Genomic DNA, 12,147 nt, shown 5'->3' with positions numbered 1-12,147 from the left:
GTCAGCTGACCGCGCCGTTGATCACCGAGTTCGGGATGGTGCCCGCCTGGACGCCCCAGTTCTCGGCGATCGTCTTGTACTGGCCGTTGTCGATCAGGTGCTGCACGGCCTGGCGCAGGGCCTCGGCGAGCGGCGAACCCTTCGCGACCGGGTAGCCGTACGGTGCGGACTCGAAGACGCCACCTGCCGGCTCGAGCGCGCCGTCGGACCGCTTGATCGCGTATGCGGTGACCGGCGAATCCGCCGACATGGCGTCGACCTTGCCGATGACCAGCGCATTGACGGCCTCGTCCTGCGAGTCGTACCGCTGCTTCTCGATGGCCGGCTTGCCGGCGTCAGTGCAGGCCTTGCTCTTGGCCGGGACCTCGTCGGTGTCCTCGACGGTCGTCGACTGCACCGCGACCCGCTTGCCGCAGGCGTTGTTCGGGTCGATGTTCTCGCCCTTGCGCTGAGCCCACTGGATGCCGGCGCTGAAGTAGGTGACGAAGTCGACCTGCTCTTCGCGTTCCTTGGTGTCGGTGAACGACGACATGCCGACGTTGTAGGTGCCCTGCTGGACGGCCGGGATGATCTTGTCGAACTCGGCTTCCTTGAACTCCGGCGTCAGCCCGAGGACCTTGCCGATCGCGTTCATCAGATCGACGTCGTAGCCGACGATCTGGCCGGAGGAATCCTTGAACTCGTTCGGCTGATACGGGACGTTCACACCGACGATGAGCTTCCCGGAATCGCGGATGTTCTGCGGGACCAGAGCCGCGATCTCCGAGACCTCGGAGACGTCGACGGCCGCCGACGAACTCGCGGGACCGGCCGATTCGGAGTCCTCGCTGTTGGAACAACCTGCCATCGCGAGGACCAGCACGGCCAGGAGAGCCGTCAGGACTCCGAGCCGGGATCGCACTACACGCATCACACACCCCATCTGTTCGTTTCCCGCATGCATTCACATGCTCGGGCGCACGACGACGCACCTCCCGGTCGTCGTCACGCTCAGTGTCGAACTTAGTGGGTACCAAGTCCATCCACCGGCTAGTTACGAGAGATTTACCGGTCGTGGTCTCGACACGCCTCCTCGCAGGCTCGTCGGCTACTCGACCAGCGGAAGGGAACGCCCGCAGGCTCCTCGGCCACTCGAGCGAGGGAACGCCGGGACGGTGAGCTTCTCCGATGGTCGAGTAGCCCGCGAGGAACGAGCGAGCACATCGAGACCATTGCCCGCAGCCGATCACACCCGTTCGACGACCGCCGCGGTGAACTCGGTGGTCGTCGCGGTGCCGCCGAGGTCCGCGGTCGCGACCGAAGCAGCGAGGGTATCGGCCACTGCGGCCTCCATCCGCCCCGCGACCGCCACCATCGCCGAGTCCGTTGTCGCGAGACCGTGCCGTCGGAATGCCATCGCCGTCGACAGGATCATCGCGACCGGGTTGGCGAGTCCGCGTCCGGCGATATCGGGCGCGGCGCCGTGAGCCGCCTGCGCCATGACCTTGGTGTCCGAACAGTTCACCGACGCTGCCATGCCCAACGACCCGGCGAGTTCTCCGGCGAGGTCGGAGAGTATGTCGCCGAACAGGTTCTCGGTCACGACGACGTCGAAGTCACCGGCCCGCCGGACGAGGTGGGCGGCCATCGCATCGACGTGCTGTTCGTCGACGATGACGTCGGAATAGTCGGCGGCCACCTCGCGACACACGTCGCGGAACAGCCCGGTCGTCATCGTCAGCACGTTGGCCTTGTGCACGATCGTGACCCGGTGCTTGCGCTGCCGAGCCGCGTCGAACGCCACGCGGGCGATGCGCTCGGTCGCCTGCCGGGTGATCACACCGACGGCCATCGCGATGTCCGGGGTCGGCATGAACTCACCACTGCCGGCCACCATGTTGCGGTCGGCGTAGAGACCCTCGGTGTTCTCGCGGGCGATCAGCAGGTCGATCGCCCGGGACGTGGCGTGCACACCGGGGAATGCGCGGGCCGGTCGCAGATTGGCGAACAGGCCGTAGCGCTTCCGGATCACCGCACCCGGCGTGCGACCCGCGTGCTCCGCGGGGTAACCCGCCGAATCGTGCGGACCGAGCACCCAGATGTCGAGGTCGTCGAGGGCCAGCAGGGTCTCCTCGGGGACCGGAGTTCCGTGGGAGTTGATGGCGCTGCGGCCGAATGGCAGTTCCAGCCAATCGAATTCGGCACTCTCAGCGCGTGCCGCAGCGTTCGCGACGGCGATCGCCGACGGCACGATCTCGAGGCCGATCCCGTCACCGGTGAGGACACCGATCCGGGTCATCAGTGCGCCGCGTCGTCCCACGAGCGCCCGAAGCCGACGGAGACCTCCAGCGGCACCGACAACGTGATCGCGCTGCCCATCTCCTCGCGGACGACGGCCTCGACGGACTCCCGCTCGCCCGAGGCGACCTCGACGACGAGTTCGTCGTGGACCTGCAGCAGCATCCGGGATCGCAGCTTCTCGTCACGCAATCGTCCGTACACGTTGATCATCGCGACCTTGATGATGTCGGCGGCCGTGCCCTGGATGGGCGCGTTGAGCGCCATCCGCTCGGCCGACTGACGCCGCTGCCAGTTGTCGCTGTTGAGGTCGGGCAGGTAGCGCCGACGACCGAACAGGGTGGCGGTGTACTCGTTGCGGCGGGCCTCGTCGACGACGTTGTGCAGGTAGTCACGCACCCCGCCGAAGCGGGCGAAGTACGCCTCCATCTGCTCCTTCGCCTCGTCGCGGCTGATCTTCAGCTGCGCCGCGAGGCCGAACGCACTCAACCCATAGGCCAGCCCGTACGACATCGCCTTCACCCGATGACGCATCTCGGTGGTGACCTCGTCGATCGGCACCCCGAATGCGCGCGAGCCCACGAAGTTGTGCAGGTCCTCACCCGTGTTGAACGCCTCGATCAGACCGGCGTCCTCGGACAGGTGCGCCATGATCCGCATCTCGATCTGGCTGTAGTCGGCGGTCATCAGGCAGTCGTACCCGTCGCCGTCGGCACCGACCCCACCCGGTCCGCTCCCGGCGCCGACTTGACCTGGCCCGCCCGCTCCGCTCCCGACGCCGACGATGAAGCCCTGGCGGATCTGCCGGCCGGCCTGGGTCCGCACCGGGATGTTCTGCAGATTGGGCTCGGTCGACGACAGACGCCCGGTCGCGGCGACTGTCTGGTTGAAGGTGGTGTGCACGCGACCGTCGTCGGCGACCGACTTCAGCAGGCCGTCGACGGTCACCTTGAGCCGGGTCGCGTCGCGGTGCTCGAGCAGCTGCGCGAGGAAGGGATGCTCGGTCTTCTCGTACAGGCTCTGCAGGGCGTCGGCGTCGGTGGTGTAGCCCGTCTTGGTCTTCTTGGTCTTGGGCATGTCGAGCTTGTCGAACAGCACCGTCTGCAGCTGTTTGGGCGACCCGAGGTTGATCTGCTCGCCGATGACGTCGTAGGCGGCGTCGGCGGCGGTCCGGATACGTTGGGAGAAGTCGCTTTCCAACTCGCCGAAGTGGTCGACGTCGACAGCGATCCCGGCCGCCTCGAGTTCGCCGAGCACGAACAGCAAGGGCAGTTCCATCTCGGTCAGCAGCGCCCTGGAGTCGATGCGTTCGAGTTCGATGTCGAGGGTGTCGGCGAGTTCGGCGACCGCCCGCGCCTCGAGCATCTGGTGCTCGGCGAGCTTGGCGTCACCGGCGTCCTCGTCGAGCAGCGACATCTGACCATCGTCGGGTGCGGCATCGTCGCGCAACTCCCGACGCAGGTAGCGCAGCGCCAGATCGTCGAGGTTGAACGTGCGCTGTCCGGGGCGGACGAGGTAGGCGGCGAGCGACGTGTCGCTGGTGACTCCACCGAGAATCCAGCCGCGGGCCCGTACGGCGTGCATCGCCCACTTCGCCTCGTGCAGCGCCTTCGGCTTGTCCGGGTCGGCAAGCCATGCACCCAAGGCCTTGTCGTCGTCGGAGTCGATCGCGGTGACGTCGATGAACGCCGACGTCCCGTCAGCGGCGGCGATGGCGATGCCGGTCGCGTCGGCGCCGGTCACCGACTGCGGCGACGTGACCGCGACACCGCTGCGACCGGTCGTCGTGTGCTCGTCGAGCCAGGCCCGGACCTCGCCGGCACGCAGTATCGTCCCGTCCAGGTCGAATCCCGACTCCGCCTCCGGCTCAACGGAAGTCAGGGTCGAGAAGAGGCGGTCGCGCAAGACCCGGAACTCGAGGTCGTCGAACAGCTGGTGGATGCGGTCACGATCCCAGCCGACCATCGCCAGCTCGTCGGGTCCCGCCGGCAACTGCATGTCGCGCACCAACTCGGTCAGCTGACGGTTGGTCTGCACCGACGCCAGGTGAGCGCGCAACGCGTCGCCGACCTTGCCCTTCACCTCGTCGACGTGATCGACGAGCGAGGCCAGCGACCCGTACTCACGGATCCATTTGGATGCGGTCTTCTCCCCCACCCCGGGGATGCCCGGCAGGTTGTCGCTGGGGTCGCCCCGCAGGGCGGCGTAGTCGGGGTACTGCGCCGGGGTCAGTCCGTACTTCTTCTCGACCTCCTCCGGCGTGAAACGGGTCAGGTCCGAGACACCCTTGCGCGGGTAGAGCACCGTCACGCTGTCGTCGACGAGCTGCAGCGAGTCGCGGTCGCCGGTCACGACGAGGACCTTGAAGCCCTCACCCTCGGCCTGGGTCGCGAGGGTGGCGATGATGTCGTCGGCCTCGAAGCCCTCGATCGCCATCACGGGGACACCGAGCGCGTCGAGCACCTCCTTGGTCAGGTCGACCTGGCCGTTGAACTCGTCGGGCGACTTCGACCGCTGCGCCTTGTACTCGGGGAACATCTCGGAACGGAAGGTCTTGCGGGAGACGTCGAAGGCCGCGGCGATGTGCGTCGGCTGCTCGTCACGCAGCAGGTTGATGAGCATGGAGGTGAAGCCGTACACCGCGTTCGTGGTCTGACCCGTCGCCGTCTTGAAGTTCTCTGCCGGTAACGCGAAGAAGGCACGGTAGGCCAACGAATGCCCGTCGAGCAGCATCAGGACCGGCTGCCCGTCCTTGCCGGCGGACTTCTTCGCGGGGGCTGTCGAACTCTTCGCGGGACTCACCCCAGCGAGTCTAGTGACACGCCCCGACAGTTCGAGGGGGTGTCAGCGACGTCGGCGCATGGGCCACAGCTTGGGCCCGTCGTTCGGCAGCTGGATCTCTCCGTTCACCTCGAAACCGAAGCGTTCGTACAGCGGGACGTTGACCTCGTTGGAGGCCTCCAGGTGGACCGGTCCGCGCATGTCGTCGAGGCGTGCGTGCAACAGGGTCGTGCCGATCCCCTGCCCGTGGGCGGTGGCGCCGATCAGCGGCAGATACCAGTACGGCTCGTCCGGTCGGTGTTCGGCACACAGCCGCTCGAGGTCCTGCCCATAGGACGCGCGCTGCCCGAGGGCCCGGATGAATCCGAGTATGCCGCGAAGCTCATCGACCTTGCGGGTGGTGAAACCCGGCGGATCCCAGACCGACGCGCCGACGACGACACCGTCGTGCATCGCCACGTCCAGACCGTTCTCCCGGCCGTGCCCGGTGGTCAACATCGCTCTGAAGAACGCCCGATGCTTTGCGGGGTCGGGCGCCATCCAGCGGACCACCGGATCGTCGATGAAAGCTTGTGCAAGGACATCACTCACGAGCTTCTTGTCCGTGGAGGCGACGACGGAGATGTCCGACATGCTGCGAGCGTAGATCGGTTCGACGTCTCGGGTCCGCGTTTCGGACAGGTTCAGCCGCGGCGGTACATGGGCCAGACGGTCGGGCCGTCGTACGGGAGCGTGATCTCGGTGGTGACCTGGAATCCGTAGCGCTCGTACAGGGGGATGTTGGCCTCGTTGGAGCTCTCGAGATACGCGGGGGCATCCACCCGGTCGATCCCCGCCGCCAGGAGTGCGCCGCCGACACCGGCCCCCTTGATGGTCGCGCCGACCTGCCCCAGATACCAGTGCGGTTCCTTGGGGCGGAGCTTGGTGAACTGTTGCTCGAGGATGCCGCCGTAGCGCATCCGACTGCGGAGCGCCTTCGCGAAGCCGGCCATCGACGCGATCTGCGCTGTCGCGCTCACCTTGTGACCGGGAGCGTCCCACACCGCCGCCCCGATCGGAACGCCGTCGCGGACGGCGAGATCGATCGACGCGTCGGCGCCGTGCACCCACCGGGCGAGCGTGAGGAAGATCTGTTTGTGGTGTCGCGGATCGGGCTGCAGCCATCGGATGACGGGGTCGTCGACGAACGCCTGCGCGAGGAGCGAACTCACCAGATCGAGATCTCGGCTCGGTGTCACTACAATGCCCGGCATGCCTCGAGGGTAGATGATGCCGACGCGCAGATCCTTGGACGTGCGTCACGCGTGAGGTCGGCCGGCCCGCCGTATTCGAGAGCATGCCCGGAGGCTGTCGACGACAACTGTTGTCGCCGACGGCCTCCGGCGCTGCAGATGTATACGGCCGGACTCGCCTACCGAGGCAGCTCGGGTCGGATCCGGGAACCCTTCGGTTGACTTCGATCCGCCGACGTCAGGCGACGCCCAGATATGCCTCGCGCACCGCGTCGTCGACCAGGAGATCCCGGCCGGCACCCTCCTTGGTGATCACACCGGTCTCCAGGATGTAACCGCGGGTGGAGCGGCTCAGCGCCTGCTGCGCGTTCTGTTCGACGAGGAGGATGGTGGTGCCCTCGGCGTTGATCTGCGCGATGATCCGGAAGATCTGCTGGATCACCATCGGCGCCAAGCCCATCGACGGTTCGTCGAGCAGCAGGAGTTTCGGTCGGGCCATCAGCGCACGGCCGATCGCGAGCATCTGCTGCTCGCCTCCGGACATGGTCCCACCGAACTGTTTGCGTCGCTCGCCGAGACGTGGGAAGAGCTCGAAGACATGGTCCACCGACTCCTGGTAGGCCGCCTTCGAGTCGAACTTCCTTCCGTAGCAACCCATGTCGAGATTCTCGAGCACCGTCATGCCGGGAAAGATCCGACGACCCTCCGGCACCTGGATGATGCCGCGCTTGACCCGCTCGTGCGGGGCGAGCCCGGAGATGGCCTCGCCGTTGAACAGGATCTCGCCGCTGGTCAGCCGGTTCAGCCCGGAGATGCCTCGCATCGTCGTCGACTTGCCCGCCCCGTTCGCGCCGAGGAGGGTGACGAGCTCGCCGGCACCCACCTGCAGGGAGATCCCGTGCAGCGCGCGGATGCGGCCGTAGTGGATGACCACGTCACGCAGTTCGAGGACGGGCGTCGCCGACGTGGCCGAGTCGGGCGAAGCAGGGGTTGCGGGATCGGGCACAGTGGGATCGGGCACAGTGGGATCGGGCACAGTGGGATCGGGCACAGCGGGATCGGGCACAGCGGTATCGGGCGCAGTGGGATCAGGCGCAGCGGGATCAGGCGCAGCGGGATCGGACGCAGTGGGATCGGACGCAGTGGGATCGGACGCAGTGGGATCAGGCTTGGCGGGTTCAGGCGGTTTCGTCATCGGGCACTCCCAGGTAGGCGGCCACCACGGCGGGGTTGTCGCGGACTTCTCTCGGGGTGCCGTCGGCGATCTTGCGTCCGAACTCGAGCACGACGATGCGGTCGGTCACCCCCATGACGAGGCGCATGTCGTGTTCGATCAGCAATACCGTGTAACCGTCGTCGCGGATTCTCTTGATCAGCCCCATCAGGGCGGTCTTCTCGATCGGATTGAATCCGGCGGCGGGCTCGTCGAGGCACAGCAGTTTCGGCTCGGTCGCCAGTGCACGAGCGATCTCGAGACGACGCTGGTCGCCGTAGGGCAGATTCGACGCCTTCTCTGCCGCCCGCGCACCGATCCCGACGAACTCGAGCAACGCCATTCCGCGGTCGACGGCGTCGCGTTCCTCGCGGTAATGGCGCGGGGTGCGCAGGAGGCCACCGAACACCGACGTCTTGTGTCGCGCGTCGGTGCCGACGCACACGTTCTCCAGCGCCGTCATCTCACCCCACAGTCGGACGTTCTGGAAGGTGCGGGCGATGCCTTTGCGGGTGATCTTGTGCTGCTTGATCCGGCCGAGCGGCGCGCCGTCGAACGTGACCGTACCGCGGGTCGGTCGGTACACGCCGGTGATGGCGTTGAAACAGGTGGTCTTGCCCGCACCGTTGGGCCCGATGAGGCCGAGGATCTCACCCCGCTTGATGTCGAAGGTGACGTCGTCAAGGGCGGCGAGACCGCCGAACTCGACGGTCAGACCGTTCACCTCGAGCAGCGGCTCGCCGGTCGCGGTGACGATCTCACGTTGTGGCGCAACGACTTCGGCCACGACTTCCGGATCGGACAGATCGGGGTCGATGGCTGCGGTGTCGACGACGGTGGTGGCCTCGGGATCGGCGACCGCCTCAGCGATCTGCTCCTCGTGGTCGGGCACGCCGCCCGAGGTGTCGCCGGGTCCGTCGTCGGGTTGACGATGTCGTGTCATGCGCCGGCCTCCTCGCCACGCGCCGGAACCGCCGGCGCCCGTTTCACCGCGCCGTAGATGCGGCGGCCGAAGGTGATCAGGCGGGCGCGGGCCGGGAACAATCCCTGCGGACGGAAGACCATCAGGACCACCAGGGCGATGCCGAAGAACAGATACTTGAACTCACTCAGCGACTGTCCACCGATCTCGACGCCCTGCACGCGGGCCGGCAGGTAGACGATGAGGAATGCGCCGGCGATCACGCCGAGCTTGTTGCCCTGCCCGCCGAGCACGACGGCGCACAGGAACAGCATCGAGTTGATGACCGTGAATGCCTTCGGATCGACGTACTGCACCTGACCGGCGTACACGGCGCCGGAGAGTCCGCCGATGCCCGCGCCGATCACGAATGCCCACAGCTTGTACTTGAAGGTCGGTACGCCCATGATCTCGGCGGCGTCCTCATCCTCACGGATGGCCACCCACGAGCGGCCGACGCGGCTGCGTTCCAGGTTGCCGATCACGATGAGCACGAGGATGACCAGGACGATGCCCAGCCAATACCACCACACGCCGTAGTTGAGCGTGTCCGCGTTGTTGGCGCTGGAGAACACCCCGTCGGGATGCTTGTCGGAGGTACCGAGTTCCGGGAACAGCACACCCTGCAGGCCGGACGCGCCGTTGGTGATGTCGCTGAGGTTGTCGGCGAGCAGCCGCACGATCTCGCCGAATCCGAGTGTGACGATGGCCAGGTAGTCGCCGCGTACACGCAGGGTCGGCGTTCCGAGGATCACGCCCGTGATGCCGGTGATGATGATCGCGAGTGGCACACAGGCCAGCCACGCCCACGGGCCGGAGAAGATCCCGTGGTCGGCGCTGTTCCACAGTGGACTCGCCGGGCTGGTCAGCAGCGCGACGACGTAGGCGCCGACCGCGTAGAAGCCGACGTATCCGAGGTCGAGCAGGCCGGTCTGGCCGACGACGACGTTGAGGCCGATGGCGATCAGCGCGGTCATCGCGAACGTCGCCATCACCACCCCGAAATCGGTTGCGGTGGTGGTGATGAGCGGAGGATTGACGACCGGGAGCAGTGCGATCACGATGATCGCCGGGACACCGACGAGCCATTGCGCGACGCGCGGCAGGCCGTTCCACCAGGTTCGGATGGCGTCGCCGACACCGCGGGGTTCGGGTGCGTTCGGATCCTTGAGTGCCGACGGATCCGCCGGTGGCTGATGTGTCGTCATACCCTCGCCTTCCCGAGTTTTTCGCCGAGGATGCCGGTCGGGCGGAACATCAGCACCAGGATCAGCAGGACGAAGGCGACGACGTCCTTCCACTGATTGCCGAGAACCACCGACCCATAGTTTTCCATGACACCGAGGAGAAGTCCGCCGAGCAGCGCACCCCGGACGTTGCCGATGCCACCGAGGACGGCGGCGCAGAACGCCTTGATGCCGAGGATGAATCCGCCGTAGTAGACGATGTTGGTCGGCACCCGCAGCGTGTAGAGGAGTGCGGCCGCGCCGGCGAGAACGCCGCCGATGAGGAACGTGATCATGATGATGCGCTCGCGCGACACACCCATCAGCAGTGCCGCGTCGGGGTCCTGCGCCACCGACTGGATGCCGCGGCCGAGGCGGGTGCGGTTGATCATGTAGTCGGTGCCCAGCGCCAGGATCAGCGCCGAGAGGATGATGATCAGCGTGAGGTTGTAGACGGGCGCACCGAAGATGCTGAACTCCTTGACCGGCTGGACCAGCCGGATCGTCGGCTGTGCGCTCGAGCCGCCGAGCGGCGGATCGATGGGCAGCTTCGGGAGCACGTAGTGCACGAACTCCTGCAGGACGAACGACATGCCGATCGCCGTGATCAGGAACGCCAGCGGCTTGGCGTTGCGTTTACGCAGTGGCCGGTAGGCGACGAACTCCAATCCGACTGCCGCGCTACCGGATACGGCCATGCCACACAGCCCGGCGAGGAGCAGGTAGATGATCGTCATGAACGTGCCCTCGGAGTAGGTGTTCCCCGAGGGCGTGAAACCGAGCAGCAGCAGGCCGATGTACTGCCCGAACATGCCGAGCATGAAGACCTCGGAATGCGCGAAGTTGATCAGCCGGAGGACGCCGTACACCAAGGTGTACCCCACCGCGACGAGAGCGTAGATCGACCCGTAGGTCAGCCCCTCGATCGTCAGGCCCCAGAAGCCGTCCTTGAGAGCGCCGAGGTCGAAGTTGATGGTCGACGCCATCACCGTCGTCTCGGCCATCGAGTACACGATCATGCATGCCTTTCAGCCACAGAGATTTCCCCCACAGACCACGGTGCGTCCGGGCCGATGTGCCCGGACGCACCGTGATGGTCGTGTCTTACTTGACGTCGTACACCCAGATCAGCGACGACGTGAGCTCGCCGGTCGGGGTCCACTCGTACTGCCGGGCCAGGCCGGGGCCCTTGTAGGTCTTGACGAAGTTCAGCAGCTCGGGCCGCGTGCGCTGGCCCTCGGAGATGCCCTTCATCAAGATGGTGGCGAGATCGTAGGCCTCCACCGAATACACGCCCGGGGCCTGCTTGAATGCCGACTCGTACTCCGACTTGAACTGCGAGGGTGCCGGACCACAGGGGCAGCTCAGCATCGCGCCCTTGGCGCTGTCGCCGGCCTGCGCGGTGAACTGCGGGTCGTTGGTGCCGTCGCCGGAGACGAAGGTCGCCTCGGAGCCCGCGGTCTTCAGCTGCTGCGCGAGTGGGGCGGCCTCGGCATAGTAACCCGAGTAGAACACCGCATCCGGATTGGCGGCGGTGACCTTCGAGATGATCGCAGAGAACTCGCGGTCACCCTTCTTGACGTCGCCGGAGCAGCTGGCGTCGGCGGCCGGGCCGAGCGACTCGGTCATCGCCTTGGCAAGTCCCACACCGTAATCGGTGTCGTCCTTGATGACGCACACCTTCTTCTTTCCCATGGTGCCGGTCAGGTACTTGGCGACCGCGGGGCCCTGCACGTCGTCGTTGGCCAGGCCGCGGAAGAAGGTCTTCCACCCGTTGTCGGTGAGTGTCGGGTTGGTGGCCGAGGCGGTGACCGACACGAGTCCGGCCTGGTTGAAGATGCCGCCGGTGGCCTTCGTCTCGCCGGAGAAGGCGGGACCGATCAGGCCGACGATGGCGTCGTCGTTGACGATCTGCGGGGCCACCTGGGTGGCCTTCTGCGGGTCACCCTCGGTGTCGAAGGTCTTGAGGACGATCTGGCAGTTCGCGTTCGCTTTGTTGTGCTGGTCGACGGCGAGCTGCGCGCCGTTGCGGATGTTGATGCCGAGTGCGGCGTCGGCGCCGGTCAGTGCGCCGGCCATGGCGATCGTGGTCTCGGGACATTCGGCCTTGCCGTCGCCGGCCGGGTTGAGCGCGGCCTCCTCTGCGGTCGCCTGGACCTCATTGCCCTGGGTGTCGATCTGGGCCAGTGGTGCGATCTCCAGTCCGGAACTCGCGGCAGCCGAGCCGCTGGCGCCCGATTCGGATCCGGAGTCGCTGGATTTGCTGCTACACGCGGACACGGCGAGAACACTCGCCATGGCCAACGCGAGAGCACCTGTCGTCACGCGACGATGCATTCTCTTACCTCTTCACTTCCCACCCACCCGGCGCGGCGAGGTGTTCGTCTGCCGGGAGGTCTGCTGAGGAGACCTTGAGAAAACATAGACCCAAACGACGGCCGCCGCGCTGTATTGGAG

The 12,147-nt window shown here is 66.6% G+C and carries 10 protein-coding genes; all 10 read right to left on the bottom strand.

The window, feature by feature from the left end:
* Window position 1: 1 nt before the first annotated feature.
* The 10 genes from QSJ19_RS22395 to QSJ19_RS22350 all read right to left on the bottom strand — a co-directional run bounded on the left by QSJ19_RS22395 (window position 2) and on the right by QSJ19_RS22350 (window position 12,027).
* Window positions 2-910 (bottom strand): ABC transporter substrate-binding protein, encoded by a 909-nt coding sequence (locus tag QSJ19_RS22395; protein WP_286323208.1) that lies wholly within the window; start codon window positions 908-910, stop codon window positions 2-4.
* Window positions 911-1,225: 315 nt separating this feature from the next.
* Window positions 1,226-2,278, bottom strand: coding sequence for an isocitrate/isopropylmalate dehydrogenase family protein (locus QSJ19_RS22390; protein ID WP_286323207.1), 1,053 nt, complete (start codon window positions 2,276-2,278; stop codon window positions 1,226-1,228).
* A complete protein-coding gene (gene polA / locus QSJ19_RS22385; protein WP_286323206.1) occupies window positions 2,278-5,079 on the bottom strand; it encodes a DNA polymerase I in 2,802 nt (933 codons plus the stop codon). Before polA ends, QSJ19_RS22390 begins: the two co-directional genes overlap by 1 nt.
* A 42-nt stretch (window positions 5,080-5,121) precedes the next feature.
* Complete coding sequence (locus tag QSJ19_RS22380; RefSeq protein WP_286323205.1) at window positions 5,122-5,691, bottom strand: GNAT family N-acetyltransferase; 570 nt, start codon at window positions 5,689-5,691, stop codon at window positions 5,122-5,124.
* A 50-nt stretch (window positions 5,692-5,741) separates the two neighbouring features.
* Window positions 5,742-6,311, bottom strand: a complete 570-nt coding sequence (locus QSJ19_RS22375) for a GNAT family N-acetyltransferase (protein WP_286323204.1) — start codon at window positions 6,309-6,311, stop codon at window positions 5,742-5,744.
* 217 nt (window positions 6,312-6,528) lie between these two features.
* A complete protein-coding gene (locus QSJ19_RS22370; RefSeq protein WP_286323253.1) occupies window positions 6,529-7,296 on the bottom strand; it encodes an ABC transporter ATP-binding protein in 768 nt (255 codons plus the stop codon).
* Between the two features lie 172 nt (window positions 7,297-7,468).
* Window positions 7,469-8,446 carry an ABC transporter ATP-binding protein gene (locus QSJ19_RS22365; RefSeq protein WP_286323203.1) on the bottom strand — a complete coding sequence of 326 codons (978 nt, stop codon included), beginning with the start codon at window positions 8,444-8,446 and terminating at the stop codon, window positions 7,469-7,471.
* Entirely contained in the window at window positions 8,443-9,672 is a 1,230-nt protein-coding gene (locus QSJ19_RS22360) for a branched-chain amino acid ABC transporter permease (RefSeq protein WP_286323202.1), read from the bottom strand. Before QSJ19_RS22360 ends, QSJ19_RS22365 begins: the two co-directional genes overlap by 4 nt.
* The gene (locus QSJ19_RS22355) at window positions 9,669-10,709 is read right to left on the bottom strand and encodes a branched-chain amino acid ABC transporter permease (protein ID WP_286323201.1); all 1,041 of its coding nucleotides are present in this window, start codon (window positions 10,707-10,709) and stop codon (window positions 9,669-9,671) included. The genes QSJ19_RS22360 and QSJ19_RS22355 overlap by 4 nt, the downstream gene beginning before the upstream one ends.
* Before the next feature lie 85 nt (window positions 10,710-10,794).
* Window positions 10,795-12,027 carry a branched-chain amino acid ABC transporter substrate-binding protein gene (locus QSJ19_RS22350; RefSeq protein ID WP_286323200.1) on the bottom strand — a complete coding sequence of 411 codons (1,233 nt, stop codon included), beginning with the start codon at window positions 12,025-12,027 and terminating at the stop codon, window positions 10,795-10,797.
* Between the last annotated feature and the right edge of the window lie 120 nt (window positions 12,028-12,147).

The sequence above is a fragment of the Gordonia sp. ABSL11-1 genome (assembly GCF_030315685.1).
In the GTDB taxonomy this organism is placed as follows: domain Bacteria; phylum Actinomycetota; class Actinomycetes; order Mycobacteriales; family Mycobacteriaceae; genus Gordonia.
The sequence above is the reverse complement of the archived record's forward strand: the minus strand, read 5'-3'. Positions and strand labels throughout refer to the sequence as shown.